Annotated in this window: 12 protein-coding genes; 4 read left to right on the forward strand and 8 right to left on the reverse strand. The window is 72.4% G+C overall.

What is annotated here, in order from left to right:
* Positions 1–103 precede the first annotated feature (103 nt).
* The 4 genes from folE to AB0B94_RS24975 all read right to left on the reverse strand — a co-directional run bounded on the left by folE (position 104) and on the right by AB0B94_RS24975 (position 4,275).
* The gene (folE, locus tag AB0B94_RS24960; protein ID WP_091403265.1) at positions 104–769 is read right to left on the reverse strand and encodes a GTP cyclohydrolase I FolE; all 666 of its coding nucleotides are present in this window, start codon (positions 767–769) and stop codon (positions 104–106) included.
* Positions 770–804: 35 nt separating this feature from the next.
* Entirely contained in the window at positions 805–2,823 is a 2,019-nt protein-coding gene (gene ftsH, locus AB0B94_RS24965) for an ATP-dependent zinc metalloprotease FtsH (protein ID WP_124860881.1), read from the reverse strand.
* Between the two features lie 530 nt (positions 2,824–3,353).
* Positions 3,354–3,929 carry a hypoxanthine phosphoribosyltransferase gene (gene hpt / locus AB0B94_RS24970; RefSeq protein ID WP_112582849.1) on the reverse strand — a complete coding sequence of 192 codons (576 nt, stop codon included), beginning with the start codon at positions 3,927–3,929 and terminating at the stop codon, positions 3,354–3,356.
* A 100-nt stretch (positions 3,930–4,029) separates the two neighbouring features.
* On the reverse strand, positions 4,030–4,275 hold the full coding sequence (locus AB0B94_RS24975) for a hypothetical protein (RefSeq protein WP_357285277.1): 246 nt from the start codon (positions 4,273–4,275) through the stop codon (positions 4,030–4,032).
* Positions 4,276–4,317: 42 nt separating this feature from the next.
* Between AB0B94_RS24975 and AB0B94_RS24980 the strand changes: the two genes are divergently transcribed.
* Positions 4,318–5,280: a helix-turn-helix domain-containing protein gene (locus AB0B94_RS24980; RefSeq protein ID WP_238667230.1), complete on the forward strand. Its 963-nt coding sequence runs from the start codon at positions 4,318–4,320 to the stop codon at positions 5,278–5,280.
* A 110-nt stretch (positions 5,281–5,390) separates the two neighbouring features.
* On the opposite strand, the gene tilS is transcribed toward AB0B94_RS24980, so the two are convergent.
* From tilS to dacB, 3 genes are all read right to left on the reverse strand, one after another.
* Positions 5,391–6,383, reverse strand: coding sequence for a tRNA lysidine(34) synthetase TilS (tilS, locus tag AB0B94_RS24985; RefSeq protein WP_357284931.1), 993 nt, complete (start codon positions 6,381–6,383; stop codon positions 5,391–5,393).
* Between the two features lie 10 nt (positions 6,384–6,393).
* The gene (locus tag AB0B94_RS24990) at positions 6,394–7,464 is read right to left on the reverse strand and encodes a zinc-dependent metalloprotease (protein WP_357284934.1); all 1,071 of its coding nucleotides are present in this window, start codon (positions 7,462–7,464) and stop codon (positions 6,394–6,396) included.
* Between the two features lie 93 nt (positions 7,465–7,557).
* Positions 7,558–9,021, reverse strand: a complete 1,464-nt coding sequence (gene dacB / locus AB0B94_RS24995) for a D-alanyl-D-alanine carboxypeptidase/D-alanyl-D-alanine-endopeptidase (RefSeq protein WP_357285262.1) — start codon at positions 9,019–9,021, stop codon at positions 7,558–7,560.
* A 534-nt stretch (positions 9,022–9,555) separates the two neighbouring features.
* On the opposite strand from dacB, the gene AB0B94_RS25000 reads away from it, so the two are divergent.
* Complete coding sequence (locus AB0B94_RS25000; RefSeq protein WP_196920121.1) at positions 9,556–10,062, forward strand: inorganic diphosphatase; 507 nt, start codon at positions 9,556–9,558, stop codon at positions 10,060–10,062.
* Between the two features lie 31 nt (positions 10,063–10,093).
* Here the strand turns inward: AB0B94_RS25000 and eccD are convergent, their stop codons facing one another.
* A complete protein-coding gene (gene eccD / locus AB0B94_RS25005; RefSeq protein ID WP_357284938.1) occupies positions 10,094–11,497 on the reverse strand; it encodes a type VII secretion integral membrane protein EccD in 1,404 nt (467 codons plus the stop codon).
* A gap of 101 nt (positions 11,498–11,598) precedes the next feature.
* Here eccD and eccCa point away from each other — a divergent pair, with 101 nt between their 5' ends.
* Both eccCa and mycP read left to right on the forward strand, forming a co-directional pair.
* Positions 11,599–15,582: a type VII secretion protein EccCa gene (eccCa, locus tag AB0B94_RS25010; RefSeq protein ID WP_357284943.1), complete on the forward strand. Its 3,984-nt coding sequence runs from the start codon at positions 11,599–11,601 to the stop codon at positions 15,580–15,582.
* 74 nt (positions 15,583–15,656) lie between these two features.
* Positions 15,657–16,997, forward strand: coding sequence for a type VII secretion-associated serine protease mycosin (mycP, locus tag AB0B94_RS25015; RefSeq protein WP_357284946.1), 1,341 nt, complete (start codon positions 15,657–15,659; stop codon positions 16,995–16,997).
* Positions 16,998–16,999 lie beyond the last annotated feature (2 nt).

Here is a 16,999-nt window from a genome sequence, read left to right on the forward strand (position 1 = left end):
CCGGGCCGGGAAGCCGCCCGGCCGCAACAACGTGGGGTGGGTGGGGAAACGCGACGGCCGGCCGTCCCGGATGGGCGTCGGCCGGCCGTGGTGTGTCGGGGTGTCAGCGGGGGATGATCAGCGCCATCGCCTCGGCCCGCGACTTGGAGTCCGATTGCAGGATGCCGCGGACGGCCGACGTGATGGTCTTGGCACCGGATTTCTGGATGCCGCGCATCGCCATGCACATGTGTTCGCATTCGAGCACGACGACGACGCCGCGTGGTGCGAGTTTGCTCATCAGCAGGTCGGCGACCTGTGACGTGAGCCGTTCCTGCACCTGCGGACGACGGGCGAAGACCTCGACGAGTCGGGCCAGCTTGGACAGGCCGGTGATCCGCCCATCGGGGCCCGGGATGTAGCCGATGTGCGCGCTGCCCCGAAACGGCAGCAGGTGGTGCTCACAGAGGCTCATGACGTCGATGTCCCGGACGATGACCAGCTCTTCGTGGTTGGCCTCGAAGGTGGTGCTGAGCACCTGGGCCGGGTCGACCCGCAGGCCGGCGAAGAGTTCGGCGTACGCACGGGCGACCCGGGCCGGGGTCTGCTGGAGTCCGTCGCGGTCCGGGTCCTCGCCGACCGCGATCAGGATCTCGCGGACGGCCTTCTCGATCCGGCCGAGGTCGACCGCGTCCTCGACGGGGCGTCCGGTGAGTTTGCCGCTGATCAGCCGCGCGGCCACGTAGTCCAGCTCGTCGTCGCCGTCGGGTTCGGTCGCGGAGACGGCCAGCTCCCGGTGTGGGGAGCTGGCCGTCGGGTCGTTGCTCAGTGCGTGCCGTCCGAGTTGTTGGACGGCGCCACGCCGCCGACCGACGCCTGCGCGCCGTCGGCCTGGGCCTGCGCCTTGAGCTTGTCCTTCTCCGCAGGGGTGAGCACGGGCGGCTCGGTGGAGGGCTGGCGCTTGCCGAAGCCGTTGTACGGCGCCAGCGGCGGGCGCTTGACCACCCGGGAGCAGATCCGCGCCATGTCGGCAGTGGAGAGGGTCTCCTTCTCCATCAGCTCCAGCACGATGTTGTCGAGGACGTCCCGGTATTCCACCAGGATCTCCCAGGCCTCGTCGTGCGCCAGCTCGACCAGTGCCCGCATCTCGCCGTCGATCTCGGCGGCGACCGAGTCCGAGTAGTCCCGCTCGTGGCCCATGTTGCGGCCGAGGAACGGCTCGTCCCCGCTGGTGCCGTACTTGATCGCGCCGAGCTTGGAGCTCATGCCGTACTGGGTGATCATCGCGCGGGCCAGTTGGGTGGCCTTCTCGATGTCGTTGCCGGCGCCGGTGGTCGGCTCGTGGAAGACCAGTTCCTCGGCGGCGCGACCGCCCAGCGCGTACGCCAGGGTGTCGATCATTTCGGCGCGGGTCTGGGTGTACTTGTCTTCGGTGGGGAGCACCAGGGTGTGGCCCAGCGAGCGACCACGGGACAGGATCGTCACCTTGTGCACCGGCGCGGCGTGCGGCAGCGCCCAGGCGACCAGAGCGTGACCACCCTCGTGGTACGCGGTGATCTTCTTTTCCTGGTCGCTCATCACCCGGGTCCGCCGCTGCGGACCGGCGACCACCCGGTCGATCGACTCTTCCAACGAGTCGTTGGTGATCGCCCGCTGCTCCTTGCGAGCGGTGAGCAGGGCCGACTCGTTGATCACGTTGGCCAGGTCGGCGCCGCTGAAGCCCGGCGTACGACGGGCCACCGCGTCGAGGTCGACGTCGGGCGTGAACGGCTTGCCCTTGGCGTGCACCCGCAGGATGGCCTTGCGGCCCTCCATGTCGGGGGCGTCCACCGGGATCTGCCGGTCGAACCGACCCGGGCGCAGCAGCGCCGGGTCGAGGATGTCCGGCCGGTTGGTGGCCGCGATCAGGATGACCCCGCCCTTGGTGTCGAAGCCGTCCATCTCGACGAGCAGCTGGTTGAGCGTCTGCTCCCGCTCGTCGTGGCCGCCGCCCATGCCGGCGCCACGGTGCCGGCCGACGGCGTCGATCTCATCGACGAAGACGATCGCCGGGGCGTTCGTCTTGGCCTGCTCGAACAGGTCACGGACCCGGCTGGCGCCGACGCCGACGAACATCTCCACGAAGTCGGAGCCGGAGATGGAGTAGAAGGGCACCCCGGCCTCGCCGGCGACCGCGCGGGCCAGCAGCGTCTTGCCGGTTCCGGGCGGGCCGAACAGCAGCACGCCCTTCGGGATCTTGGCGCCCAGGGCCTGGTACTTGGCCGGGTTCTGCAGGAAGTCCTTGATCTCGTACAGCTCTTCGACGGCCTCCTCGGCACCCGCGACGTCCGCGAAGGTCGTCTTCGGGGTGTCCTTGGTGATCATCTTGGCCTTGGACTTGCCGAAGTTGAGCACCCGGGAGCCGCCGCCCTGCATCTGCGACATGAAGAACAGCAGCAGGAGCACGAGCAGCGCGATCGGCAGCAGGTTGACCAGCAGGCTCACCCAGATGCTGTCCGAGGAGACCTTGGCGTCGGCCGGGCCGGTGACCCGGTTGTTCGCCTTGGCGTCCAGCACCTCGTTCCAGATCTGGTCGCCAGCCTGGTACGGGAACTGGGCCTCGATCTTGTTGGTCTCGGTCTTGCCGAACTTGGTCTTCTGGGCCAGGTCCAGCTGGAGCGTCTGCTCCTTGTCCTGGAAGACCACCTTGTTGATCTTGGCGGTGTGCAGTTGATCGAGCGCAACGGAAGTGTCCACGCGGTGGTAGCTGGGACCACTGGTGAACAGCTGACTGAGCACAACGGCGCCGAGGATGACCAGGATGATCCAGACCACCGGTCGGCGGAAGAAACGCGTACGTTCCATACTGTTGTCGAGCGCCGGAGCGCCCGCATCCTCCTGATCGACGTCCTGACCGTCTGATGGTGTCGCCGCGTTGAGCGGCGGCCGGAGCCGCCGTGCGGGCCGGCCTCGACCCCGAGGCGCGAAAACTACCGCGCCGCGGTCATTCGACGGTACACCGTGTACGCGAGGAGTGAGCTTGCGAGCCCCGCAGTCGTGCACCATCAAAAGACCGTGTACGCCGACAGCGAACCTGCGGGCCCCCGCACTCTGCGCGCCTTCGACATCGACGACACGCACCGTGGGCAGGCCCACCAGCCCCGCAGTCAACATACGACGAGTCCGGGTGGAAGCCGGCGTGGCGGGGAGTCCGGCTCGGCCACCCGAGCGCCCGGTCACGCGATCGAGAGGGTCGAGCGCGGAGGAACCTCCGGGCCACCGTGCTACACGGTAACCGCATCAGCTGAGAGCGCGCTGAACGTCGGCTTGATGGATGCCGATACAAGTACAGCTCATGTCGACCGGCGGGCCGTCGCGACGGTTCGGGCCCGGCGTCAGGAGCGGGCGTAGACCTCGGGCTTGAGCACCCCGACGTACGGCAGCTCCCGGTAGCGCTCGGCGAAGTCGAGGCCGTACCCGACCACGAACTCGGTGGGGATGTCGAAGCCTACGTACTTCACCGGGACCGGCACCTTCACCGCGTCCGGCTTGCGGAACAGGGCGACCACCTCGACGCTCGCCGCCGAGCGCGACTCGAGGTAGCGCAGCAGCCAGGAGAGCGTGAGCCCGGAGTCGACGATGTCCTCGACGACGACCACGTGCCGACCAGCGATGTCCCGGTCCAGATCCTTGAGGATGCGGACCACCCCGGAGGAGGTGGTGCCCTGGCCGTAGGACGAGATGGCCATGAAGTCGAGCTCCGCCGGCGGGCCGTTGCGGCCCAGCGCCCGGGCGAAGTCCGCCATGAACATCACCGCGCCCTTGAGTACGCACACCAGCAGCAGCCCGTCGCCCACGTGGGCGTAGTCGGCGGAGACCTGCTTGGCCAGCTCCGCCGTCTTCTCGCGGATCTGCGCCTCGGAGATGATCACGTGGTCGATGTCGGCGTCGTACCAGGAGCCGTCAGCCATGACTCCTAGCCTGCCGTACGTCGGATGGCCTCCGTCGGCGGGGCCGCACCTTTTGGCGCGGTCCCGCCGAGGATTTTCTGCGCAAACAACGCTAATCACATCAGTTGGTGCGTGACCGCCAGCGGCGGCCATCGTCGCTCGGCTTCCAGTCGGCCGAATCGTGGCTGTCGACCGTGAGGCCGGCCGCCGAGGCGGCAGCGAGGAGGACGAGGAACAGGAGGATGAACAGGAACTCCATGGCGGCGCTCGCTTTCGCATGATTGCTGTCGGTTTCGCCGCCGGTGCGCACCGGACTGAGACCAGTCTGCGACCTCAGGAAGCGACCGGACAGTGGCAGGAATGCCATCGGCCATCGATTTACTGCCACCTGTCGGGTTACCCTCGTCACATGCTGCGGTCCGTTGCCGTCCTCGCCCTCGACCAGGTCGCTCCCTTCGAGCTCGGCGTGCTCGCCGAGGTGTTCGGCACCGACCGGACAGCCGACGGTTTCCCCGCCTACCGCTTCCAGGTGTGCAGCCCGGACGGCGCTCCCGTGCGTACCTCGTCCGGCTTCCACCTCACCCCGCACGCCGACCTCGGCCCGGTCGACGAGGCCGACCTGGTGGCCATCCCCGCGCACAGCCAGGGCACCACAGTCCCCGGCCCGGTGCTCGACGCGCTCCGCCGGGCCGACGCCCGCGGAGCGCACCTGTTCAGCGTCTGCTCCGGAGCCTTCCTGCTCGGCGAGGCCGGGCTGCTCGACGACCGCGAGTGCACCACCCACTGGCGGTACGTGGACGAGTTGCAACGCCGGCACCCGCGCGCCCGGGTGCTGTGCAACTCGCTCTACGTCCAGGACGGTCGGTTGCTCACCAGCGCCGGCACGGCGGCCGGCATCGACGCGTGCCTGCACCTGATCCGCCAGGAGCACGGCTCGGCCACCGCGACCCGGCTGGCCCGGCGGATGGTGGTCCCGCCGCACCGCGACGGCGGTCAGTCCCAGTACATCGAGGCGCCCATCCCGAAGGCGCCCGAGGCACCCACCCTCGAACCGGTGCTGGAGTGGCTGATGGGTCACCTGGACCGGACGATCACAGTGGAGGAGTTGGCCGCCCGCGCCGGCATGGCACCTCGCACGTTCGCCCGCCGGTTCCGCGCCGAGACCGGCACCACCCCGCACGACTGGCTCACCAACCAGCGGGTGCTGCTCGCCCGGCGGCTGCTGGAGGAGACCCCGTTGAGCGTGGAGGCGGTCGCCGACCAGTCCGGCTTCGGCGACGCGGCAGCGTTGCGCCACCACTTCAGTCGCCGGGTCGGTGCCACCCCGCACAGCTACCGGACCACCTTCCGGGACCGGGCGCACAGCGGCTGAGACCGGCCGGCCGAGCAGCACGGACGGCATTTGCCCTGCTCCACTCCAGGAAACACCCGACGGCCCGCGGTGTTGCGCGGATTGAAGCAGAGCAAAGGACGCCGGGCAGGTCAGGCCGGGCGCACCGATGCCAGCCGCCCGTCACGGCGGAGCACCCGGACACCGCCGGGCAGGTCGACCGGGCCCTGACCGTGCCAATCGGTCACCAGGGCGTCCAGAGCGGCGACGTGCCGGTGCGACAGGGCACCGGGCAGCGCGCCCAACTCGCGAGCCCAGGAGTGCAGCACCCGGCCGCGTACGGCGGGTACCAGGCCGAGCAGCGCCGGTACTGACAGCCCTCCGTCGGGGCACCGGGCCGCCGCCAACGCCGTCCCCGCCAACTCGTCGAGCGCGGCGTTGTCGGCGGCCACCAGCCGGGCGGTACGCGCCAGGTTGTCCACCACACCCGGCCCGAGCGCCCGCACCAGCGCCGGCAGCAGGTCGCTCCGCACCCTCGACCGGGCGTACGACGGGTCGCTGTTGTGCGGGTCCTGCCACGGGCTCAGGCCGAGGACGGCGCAGGCGGCGCGCGTCTGCTCCCGACCGATCTCCAGCAGCGGACGCAGCAGCGGCACACCGCCCAGGTCGCGCCGGGCGGGCATCCCGGCCAGCCCTCGTGGGCCGGCGCCCCGGGCGAGCGCGAGCAGCACCGTCTCCGCCTGGTCGTCGCGGGTGTGCCCGGTGAGCACCGCGACGGCGTTCTGCTGCCGCGCCGCCTCGGTCAGCGCCTGGTAGCGGGCCTCGCGGGCAGCCGCCTCCGGCCCGCCCGGACGCCCGGCCACTTCCACCCGGACCACCGTCGCCGACGCGAACCCGACCCCTCGTCCCCAGGTGGCCACCGCTTCGGCGCGCTCCGCTGAGCCGTCCTGCAAGCCGTGGTCGACGGTGACGAGCGTCGCGGCGCGGCCCAGCCGCGGCGCCACGAAGACGGTGGCCGCCGCGAGCGCGAGCGAGTCGGCGCCACCGGAGCAGGCGACCAGCACCGGGCCGCCGGACGGCAGACCGGTCAGGGCGCGGCGTACCGCCACCCGGATCGCGGCCACCGGCGGAGCGAGCGCGGCCACCGGCGGGTGGTCAGCCAGCGGCCGGGATGGTGCCGGCCGGGCCGTGCACCCGGGCCACCCAGGCGTCCGGGTCACCCAACTCCGACAGTCGAGGCAGGGTCAGCGGTGAGTTGAAGATCGAGTTGAACCCGTCCATGCCGACGCGTTCCACCACCCCGTGCACGAACTTGCGCCCCTCGGCGTACTGGCGCATCTTGACGTCCACACCGAGCAGCCGGCGGATCGCCTTCTCCAGTGGGTTGCCCGCCTCCCGGCGTCGGTTGAACGACGCCCGGATCCGCTCCACGCTCGGGATCACCTGCGGGCCGACGCCGTCCATCACGAACTCGGCGTGCCCCTCCAGCAGGGTCATCAACGCGGTGAGCCGGTCCAGTACGGCCCGCTGCGCCGGGGTCTGCACGATGTCCAGCACGCTGGTGCGGCTCTCCGGATCACGGACCGCGTCGGACAACGTGGCCACCCCGCGCCGCAACCGCTCGATGAGGTGCTCACTTCCGCTGGACGAGGCGTCGACGAACGCCTGCACCTCGCTGAGGAAGTAGGCACGCATCCACGGCACGGCCGTGAACTGGGTGCGGTGGGTGACCTCGTGCAGACACACCCAGAGCCGGAAGTCCCGGGGGTCGGCGCCGAGCTTGCGCTCCACCTCGACGATGTTCGGTGCGACCAGCAGCAACTGGCCCGGGTCAGCCGAGAAGACCTCGTACTGGCCGAGCACCCGGCCGGAGAGGTAGGCCAGCACCGTCCCGGCCTGCACCCCGGTGAGCCGGGACCCGATCGCCTCGGTCAACGCGCCCGGTTGCTTGTCGCCGGAGAGCCGACTCACCAGCGGAGTGATCACCTCGCGGAGACCGGCGATGTTGGTAGCGGCCCAGTCGCGGCGATCGACCACCCGGACCGGCGGATGCGACACCTGCGCCCGCAACCCCGTGTAGTCGGCCACGTGCCCGGCCGCCTCGTCGGTCAGCCGGCGCAGGTCGCCGACCACGTCGGTGGCTTCCGCGTACGACACGCGGGGGCCAGACTTGCTCAACGCCCCCGCGGTGGCGGCGGCCAGATCCCAGTCCACGAACTGCGCCATGAACCCACCGTACCCGCGCCGCGACACCCCGGCCCTGGCTCGCGCCCTCGATCGATGCCGATGGCGACAGCGTCACTCCCGAACCGACGACGGTCAGCCGCAGCCGCAACCGGCCAGCGCAGCGGCGATCCGGTCCAGGGCCGGCTGGGCGGTGTCCCGGTCCCCCGGCACCTTGTCGGTGAGCACCGCGAAGGTCAACAGCCGACCATCGGCGGTGGTGACCAGGCCCGCGACGGAGTGCACGCCGGTCAGGGTGCCGGTCTTGGCCCGGACGCTGCCCGCGCCCGCGGCGGTGCCCGCAGCGGAGCGGTAGCGCTCGTTCAGGGTGCCGGACCAACCGCCCACCGGCAGACCACCGAAGACACCGGCCAGCTCCGGGTGGTCCGGACTGGCGGCCAAGCGGATCAGATCGGTCAGCAGCGACGGGCTGATCCGGTTGAGCCGGGACAGGCCGCTGCCGTCGGAGACGCTGATCTCGTCGGCCGGCAGGCCCAGCTCCGCCACCTCGGCGTCCATGGCGGCGGCGCCGCCGTCGAACGAGGCGGGTTGACCGCGGGCCAACGCGACCTGCCGGGCGAGCGCCTCGGCCACCAGGTTGTCGCTCTCACTGATCATGACGTCGACCAGCCGGATCATCGGCGGGGACTGCACCACGCCCAGTTCGGTACCGGGTACCGGGCTGGCACCGGCCGCCGCCTGAGGCGGGGCCGCGCCCCGCTTCACCGAGTCGGTCGGCACCCCGAGCAACCGGGCGAACGCCTTGCCTGCGGCCAGGTCCGGCTCGGCGAACCGCGGGGCGGACCCGTGCTCGACGCCCGGGTCGGTACGCGCGCCGTCGGTCATCAACGCGGTCACCGCGCCGCCCGAACCGCCGGTGGGGATGTCGTCGTCCCAGCCAGGGCCGTAGACCGGGCCGGAGTAGACCGAACCGTCGACGGTGACGCTGGTCGGGGCCGTGCCGCCGAGCGCGGTACGCACCTGGGCGGCCAGATCGTCGAGGCGCGCCGCGCCCGGGTAGTAACCCTTCTTGTTGATCGCGAGGGTCGGGTCGCCGCCCCCGACGATCACCACCTCGCCGGCCTTCGCGCCGGCCACCGCACGGGTGGGAATCCGGTAGCCGGGCCCCCGGGCCGCCAGCACTGTCACAGCGGTGGCCAGCTTCGTCACCGAGGCGGGCACCGTGCCGTCGTCCGCCCCCTTGGCGAACAGCGTCTGACCGGTGATCACGTCGGCGACCGAGACGTTCACCCGGTCACCCAGGGCGGCGACGCCGACCAGTGGATCGAGCACGGCACGAACCCCGTCCGGGGTGGGCAGCGGGGCGTTGGAATCCGGGCCGCCCAGCACGTCCGACGGGGCAGGTTCCGGAGTCACGCCGACCGCGTTCGGCCCGGACCCGGCGTCGTCACCCAACCACCCGGCGACCGGGCCGGGACGGGTGATCACGACTCCGACGCCGGCGAGCACCAGCAGGAGCACGGCGGCCAGCACCACCGGCAGCCGCCTCCGGCGGCGCGGCGCGGCGGGTAAGGGCGCGGCGTCGGCGGGTGCCGGCAACGCGGAGATCGGCGGGCCCACCGGGGGGACCCCGCCCGGGCCGGGGGCGGTCGGCCCGGGACCGAACGACGGGCTGACCGGGGCAGGGCTGACCGGGACCGTGGCACTGCCGCGTGGCGGGCCGCTCACCGGTTGCTCACCGCCGGCCACCGGGAAGTGACCCGCGTTCGGAGCGGGCGACGCCGGGCCGACCGGCGGGCGCCAGGGCAGCGGCGGGGGCCGCTCGGGCACCGTCTCCGGTGCCGGGGTCGGTGCTTCGGGAGCCCGTGGCAGGTGCGCCTCCGGCACCGGGACCCGCCCCTTGGCACTGCCGGAGCCGGATCGTCCGGTACCGTGCGCGGAGCCCCCGTCCGGGCGGTAGTGTGAATCTTCCCTCCCCACGACCCCCTCCTCCCCCAGCGAAAATCGGCTTGGGTGACACTACTTCGGTCCGAAGACTATGCGGCGGCCGGAGTCGGCGGGTGGGCATTCACCTGTCCGGAGGGGCCGCCAGTGGTTCCGTTAGCCAGCGTGGGCAGACGAGGGAGCGTGCAGATGGATTTCGACGTGACGGTTGAGATCCCCAAAGGTCACCGGAACAAGTACGAGGTGGACCACAAGACCGGCCGGATCCGGTTGGACCGCACCCTCTTCACCTCCACCCAGTACCCGGCCGACTACGGGTTCATCGAGGGCACTCTGGGCGAGGACGGCGACCCGCTGGACGCCCTCGTGCTGGTCCCCGAGCCGACCTTCCCGGGCTGTCTGATCCGCTGCCGCACCATCGGCATGTTCCGGATGACCGACGAGAAGGGCGGGGACGACAAGGTCCTCTGCGTGCCCTACGAGGACCCCCGCCAGGAGCACCTGCGCGACATCCACCACCTGGGCGAGTTCGACCGCCTGGAGATCCAGCACTTCTTCGAGGTCTACAAGGACCTGGAGCCCGGCAAGTCGGTGGAGGGCGCGACCTGGGTCGGCCGCACCGAGGCCGAGGCCGAGATCCACGCCTCCTACAAGCGGGCCCGCGACGCCGAGGCGCGCGGCGAGTCCGCCCACTGACGACTGCTGACGCACCGGGCCCGAGGGTCGCTCATCCGAGCAACCCTCGGGCCCGTTCGTAGAGGTCGAGCACCGCGCAGGCGATCGGCACCACGGCGACCACCAGGGCCGTGTCGGTGAGGTCCGCGACCCTCCCGAGGTACGGCGAGACCGGCCGGCGGGCGTACCCGGCGCCGCTGGCGACCGCCACCAGGGCCAGCGCCGCCCCGCCGAGGACCAGCACCAACCGCCCGGTCTCGTCGGTCCGACCGACCAGCACGGCACCCAGCGCCGCGTAGCCGGCCAGCCCGGCGAGCACCGTCGGCACCCGGTGTCGCAGCGCCACGAACAGCCGCGACCGCAGCAGCAGCACGGCCGAGGTGACCGCCACCAGCACCCGACCGGCGGTGCCACCGGCGATCACGAGTACGCCCGCCGTGGCCACCACCAGCAGCGCGTGGCCGATCAGCATCCCGGTGAGCGTCTCCTCGGTGCGGATCACCGCAGCGTGCACCCGGCCCTGGTCCGGCAGGTCCCGCACCCGCTCCGGCTCCTCCGCGGAGGTGGCGGCCGGCAGGGTGATCGGCGGCAGGGGCAGCTTGCCCAGCCGGATGGCCAGCAGCGGGATCACGCCGACGGCGAAGACCAGTGCGCTGAGCAGAACCGCCGCCGTACCGGCCGTGGTCATCAGCAGCCCACCGAGCCCGGCCGCCGCGCCGATCAGGCCGACAGTGACACCGGCCACGAAGACCCGCAGTCGACTGGCCACCCCGAGGAGACCGATCAACGCCGCCAGCAGCAGCGCTACCGAGCCGGCCAGCAGTTCGGGAGCGCCCACCCAGCGGGCCGGGCCGATCGGCCCGACCGGGTCGCCGGAGCCGACGGCCAGGGCACCGGCAGTGAACGCGTAGGGCAGCGCGTAGCCGCCGAGCGTCGCCCCGGCGGCGCCGTCGCCGTTGGCGCGGGAGGCGACAGTGCCGGCCACCGTGAGCACCAGTGCCACAGTGACGGCCGCCAGCCAACCGGCTCGGTGCGTCGGGCCGCCGGCGAGCAGCGCGAGCAGGCCGACCGCGAGCGGAACGGAGGCACCGGCCAGACCTGCTGCCCGGGTGGCGGTGGGCGACCAGGCGCCGCCGCGGCGGCGAGCACCGTCGGCTATCGCCTCGATGACGTCGTCGTACTCCAACTCGGGCCAGTGCGCGCGGGCCGGCACCAGGTGCAGCACCTCACCGTCGCGGACACCCTGCGGCAGCAGCGCCTGTGCGGTCACCAGCAACGCCCCGTCGGTGCGGCGAAGCACCCAACCGCCGTGCTGCTCGCCGTCGTCGGCGAGCCCGACACCGGCGTGCCGGAGCACGTCGGGCAGCAGCTCAGCCAGTGGCACCTGCTCCGGCAGGGCGACGTCCACCCGTCGTTGCGGCGCGCTGATGGTGACGCGTGCCAGCCCGGTAGTCATCGACTGGTCTCCATATCGACTGGGATCGGAGGCTGCGCGGACGAGTGGACTTTACCTACCATGAGCCAGGCTCGGGTTACCCAGCGCTGTCAGGAGGCCGAGTGTCCACAGTCGTCATCAAGCGGCCGCCGCGCCGACCAGCGCCGGAGATTCCCGCCGGTGAGCTGTCGGTCGACGCGCCGCCGGAGATCCCCGTGGTGACCGGCGGGCGGTGGCAGCAGATGCTCATGCTGCTGCCCATGCTCGGCGGCACTGTCGCGATGGCGATGATGTTCGGCCGGGGCGGCGGGGCCTACTCGTACGTGGTGGGCGGCATGTTCGGGCTCTCCTCGTTGGCGATGCTCGTGACCTCCTGGGGCAGCGCGTCCGGCACACCGAAGAAGTCCGAGATGATGGCCGCCCGCAGGGAGTACCTACGCCACCTGGCCACGCTCCGGCGGCGGGTCCGACGGACCGCGGGCCAGCAACGGGCCGGGCTCTACTACCGGCACCCGGATCCGGGCCGGCTCTGGTCGACAGTGGACAGTCACCGGGTCTGGGAGCGGCGCCCCGCCGACCCCGATTTCGCTGTGGTGCGGGTCGCCGTCGGGCCGCAGACACTGGCCACCCCACTGGTCCCACCGGTCACCCGGCCGCTGGAGGAACTTGAGCCGATGACCGCCGGTGCGCTACGCCGCTTCCTGGACGCGTACTCCGTGGTGCCGGACCTGCCGGTGGCGCTGTCGCTGCGCAGCTTCGCCCGGGTGCACGTACGATCCGCCGGCCGCGGCCGGGCGACCACCCCGACCACCGGCGGGCCACCGACCGGCGACCCGGCGGCGCAGGCGCTGGTCCGGGCCGTGCTGACCCAGCTGGCGGTCTTCCACGCCCCCGACGAGCTGCTCGTCGCGGTCTGCGCCGGGCCGGAGCGCCGCGCCCGCTGGGAGTGGGTGAAGTGGCTCCCGCACGCCCACCACCCCGGCCGCACCGACGCGCTCGGCCCGGTACGCCTGGTCACCAGCTCGGCCGCCGAGTTGGAGTCGCTGCTGGTAGACGTGTTGGCCACCCGGTCCCGGTTCAGCCCGGCCGGCCCGGCCACCGACGGCCCGCACGTGGTGGTGGTCCTCGACGGCGGCGACCTGACCGGTGCCAGTGACCTGACCGGCGACGGCGGCATCGACGCGGTCACAGTGCTGGACCTGGACACCCCGCCGCCCCGACTGCTGGACCGGTACGCGCTGCTGCTGGAGCTGCACGGCCGGCGGCTGCACTCGCTGTCGTCCGACGGGCACGCCGAGGTGGGCACCGCCGACCAGGTGGAGCTGGCCGACGCCGAGGCGGTCGCCCGACGGTTGGCGCCGCTGCGGCTCGCCGGCGCGGCCAGAGGGCCGGACGCCCCGTTCCAGGCCGACCTGGGCCTCCCCGAGCTGCTCGGTCTCGGTGACCCGGAGAGCTTCACCGCGGAACAGGGCTGGTTGCCGCGCTCGGCACGGGACCGGTTGCGGGTGCCGATCGGGGTGGGCACGGACGGCGGCGCCATCGAGCTGGACCTCAAGGAGTCCGCCCAGGACGGCATGGGCCCGCACGGCCTGCTCATCGGGGCGACCGGCTCCGGCAAGTCCGAGCTGCTCCGCACGCTGGTGCTGGGGCTCGCCGCCACGCACAGCTCCGAGCAGCTCAACTTCGTGCTCGTCGACTTCAAGGGTGGCGCCACCTTCACCTCGTTCGACAGGCTGCCGCACACCGCAGCCGTGATCACCAACCTGGCCGACGCGTTGCCCCTGGTCGATCGCATGGTGGACGCGATCAACGGGGAGTTGGTCCGCCGCCAGGAGTTGCTGCGGCGGGCCGGAAACTTCGCCAGCGTGCGTGACTACGAGCGGGCCAGGGCGGCCGGCAGCCCTCTCGCCCCGCTGCCGTCGTTGCTGCTGATCTGCGACGAATTCTCGGAGCTGCTCTCCGCCAAGCCCGACTTCATCGACCTGTTCGTGCAGATCGGCCGGCTGGGCCGGTCCCTCGGCGTGCACCTGCTGCTCGCCAGCCAGCGCCTGGAGGAGGGCCGGCTCCGCGGGTTGGACACCCACCTCTCGTACCGGATCGGGTTGCGCACCTTCTCGGCGCTGGAGTCCCGGACGGTGCTCGGCGTGGCGGACGCGCACGAGCTGCCCCGCTCACCGGGCCACGGCTACCTGCGTGCCGGCACCGACCCGCTGGCCCGGTTCAAGGCCGCGTACGTCTCCGGGGCCGTCCGCCGTCGGGCCGCGCCGGGCGGCGTCAACGCCGAGGGCGGCGCGCGGCTGCTGACCTTCACCACCCACGTCGTACCGGTGCCCGAGCCGGCGGCCCCGGTGGTGCCCGTGGTGGCGGAGGAGGAGGGCACCAGGACGCTGCTCGACCTGCTGGTGGACCGGCTCGTCGGGCAGGGCCCGCCGGCGCACCAGGTCTGGCTCCCGCCGCTCGGCCAGCCGCCGGCCCTGGACGAGCTGCTCGGTCCGGTCGAGGCGCACCCGAAACGCGGGCTGACAGTCGGCAACCCGGAGCTGCACGGGGCACTAGGCGTACCGGTGGCGGTGGTGGACAGACCACTGGAGCAGCGCCGGGACCTGCTCTGGCTGGCACTGGACGGCGCTGCCGGGCACGTCGCTGTGGTCGGTGCGCCGCAGAGCGGCAAGTCCACAGCCCTGCGCACGCTGATCTGCGCGCTGGCGCTCACCCACACACCGGCCGAGGTGCAGGTCTACTGCCTCGACTTCGGCGGCGGCGGGTTGGCCGCGCTGCGCGACCTTCCGCACGTCGGCGGGGTGACCGGCCGCGCCGACCCGACCGCCGTACGACGCACAGTCGGCGAGATGACCACCCTGCTGGTCGACCGGGAACGCCGCTTCGCCGAGCTGGGCGTGGAGTCGATGGCCGCGTACCGGCAGCGTCGAGCGGCAGCGGGGACGGTGGGCCAGCCGGGCACCGACCCGTACGGCGACGTGTTCCTGGTGATCGACGGGTGGACCACCATCCGCGGCGAGTACGACGACCTGGAGCCACTCGTCACCGACCTGGCCACCCGGGGCCTGTCGTACGGGCTGCACGTGGTCGCCACCGGGCTGCGCTGGCTGGATTTCCGCCCCGCGATCCGGGACCTGTTCGGCTCCCGGCTGGAGTTGCGCCTCGGTGACCCGGCCGACTCGTTGGTGGCCCGGCGTGCGGCAGCCAACGTGCCGGAGCGCTCCGGCCGAGGCGTGACCGCGGAGGGCCTGCACTTCCTCACCGCGCTGCCCCAGCTCGGAACCGCAGGTGGAGACACAGCCGATCTGGTCAAGAGGGCCGCCGATGGGTGGGCGGGTGCCCCGGCGCCCCGGGTGCGGCTGCTCCCGCCGGTGCTGCCGTACGCGGACCTGGACCTCGCCTCGACGACCGGGCTGCGGCTGCCGATCGGGATCGCGGAGGCGGACCTGCGCCCGGTGTTGCTCGACTTCGCCACCGAGCCGCACTTCGTGGTCTTCGGCGACTCGGAGTGCGGCAAGTCGTCGTTCCTGCGCGCGCTGGCCACGTCGATCGTCACCCGGTTCACTCCCGAGCAGGCCCGGGTGATCCTCGTCGACTACCGGCGCAGCCTGCTCGGTGCCATCGAGACGCCGCACCTGATCGGGTACGGCACCGCGGCGGCACACACCGCCGACCTGGTCGAGTCGGCCGCCGGTTACCTGGAGCGGCGGGCTCCCGGGCCGGAGGTCACCCCGCAGCAGCTGCGGGACCGGTCCTGGTGGTCCGGGCCGGAGCTGTTCGTGCTGGTGGACGACTACGACCTGGTGGCGGCCGGGCCGGCGAACCCGTTGCGCGCGTTGGAGGAGCACCTGCCGCACGCCCGGGACATCGGGCTGCACCTGGTGCTGGCCCGCCGTTCCGGTGGGGCGAGCCGGGCCCAGTACGAGCCGATCGTGCAGCGCCTGCGGGAGCTGTCCACGGCCGGTCTGGTGATGGCGGGCAGCCCCGAGGAGGGCGCACTCGTCGGGCCGGTGCGACCCGGACCGCTGCCGCCGGGGCGTGGTCGGTTGGTCACCCGGCGGGAGGGCGTACGCCTTGTTCAGCTGGCACAACTGCCGCCGCAATGACCTGACTCGCCGGTTCTTCCCGTGACGGGTGGGGAAACCGGTAATCTCCGATCGTCATGGTTCCGTCGGGATGAATGGCTGGGTATGTGACTGGGGTGCGGTACAGCGGTCCGTCAGCGGCCCGACGAGCGACCGGCCGGGCGCTGCTCGGCGTGGCAGCGGCGCTTGCTGTCGTGGCCCCGACCGCGGCAGCCGTGCCGGTCGCCGCGCCCACCAACGGTGGACAGCTCGCCGGCGCGCCGATGGCGTTCGCCCCCGGTGACGCCGTCGCCCGCACCGACCAGGTCCGCGACGAGCAGTGGCAGCTCGACGAGTTGCAGGCCGAGACGGCGTGGCGCAGCTCGACCGGCCGGGGAGTGACTGTGGCGGTGGTCGACTCCGGCGTGGACGGCAACCACCCCGACCTTGTTGGCCAGGTGCTGCCCGGCAAGGACCTGGTCGGCCCCGGTGGTGCGCCGGGCCCGGACCCGGTGGGTCACGGCACCACTGTCGCCGGCCTGATCGCCGGGCGCAACGACGACAAGCGGGGCGTGGTCGGCCTCGCACCGGACGCCCGGATCCTGCCGGTCCGCGTGCTGGACGAGGAGAATCGGTACGACGACGCGCTGATCGTCGCCCAGGGCGTCCGCTGGGCGGTCGACAACGGCGCCCGTGTGATCAACCTGTCGCTGGGCGGCAGCGGTGACAGCCCGGCCCTGGCCGCCGCCCTCGACTACGCATTCGTCCGGGACGTGGTCGTGATCGCCTGCACCGGCAACCTGGCCACCTCCACCAGCACCAAGGTCTGGTACCCGGCTCGCGAGCCTGGTGTGATCGCGGTGTCCGGTCTCGAACGCAGCAGCGACAACCTGTGGTCCGGCTCGATCACCGGCCGGGCGACGGTTCTCACCGCTCCCGCCAGCGGCCTGGTCGGCGCCAAGCCTCCCGGCGGGTACTGGCGGGTGCAGGGCACCAGCTTCGCCGCGCCACTGGTGGCGGCGACCGCCGCGCTGGTCCGGTCCCGCTATCCGCAGATGCCCGCGGGTGAGGTGGTCAACCGGTTGTTGGCCACCGCCCGGGACCTGGGCCCGACCGGGCGGGACGACCGCTTCGGGTACGGGGTGGTCGACCCGGTGGCCGCGTTGACCGCTCAGGTGCCGTCGGTGACCGCCAACCCGCTGGACGACCAGACGTCGCCGGGAGTCACCGGTTTCGGTCCGGCGCCCGGCTCGGTCGACGACGATCCGGTGGCCGGCGCCGGTAGCGATCCGCTCGGTCTCGCCGCATCCGGTCAGCACAGCCGCTGGACGGCTCGGGCGGCAGGCGGTCAGGACACCTCCGCGCCGGAGCAGCTGTGGACCACTGTCGTGCTCCTCGTCGCGCTGGTCGCCGGCGCGGCCCTTATGGTGCGCCGGCTGCGTCAGCGGACCCGTTGACC

Origin of the sequence: Micromonospora sp. NPDC048986 (genome assembly GCF_040649335.1) — a bacterium.
Lineage (GTDB): Bacteria > Actinomycetota > Actinomycetes > Mycobacteriales > Micromonosporaceae > Micromonospora > Micromonospora alfalfae.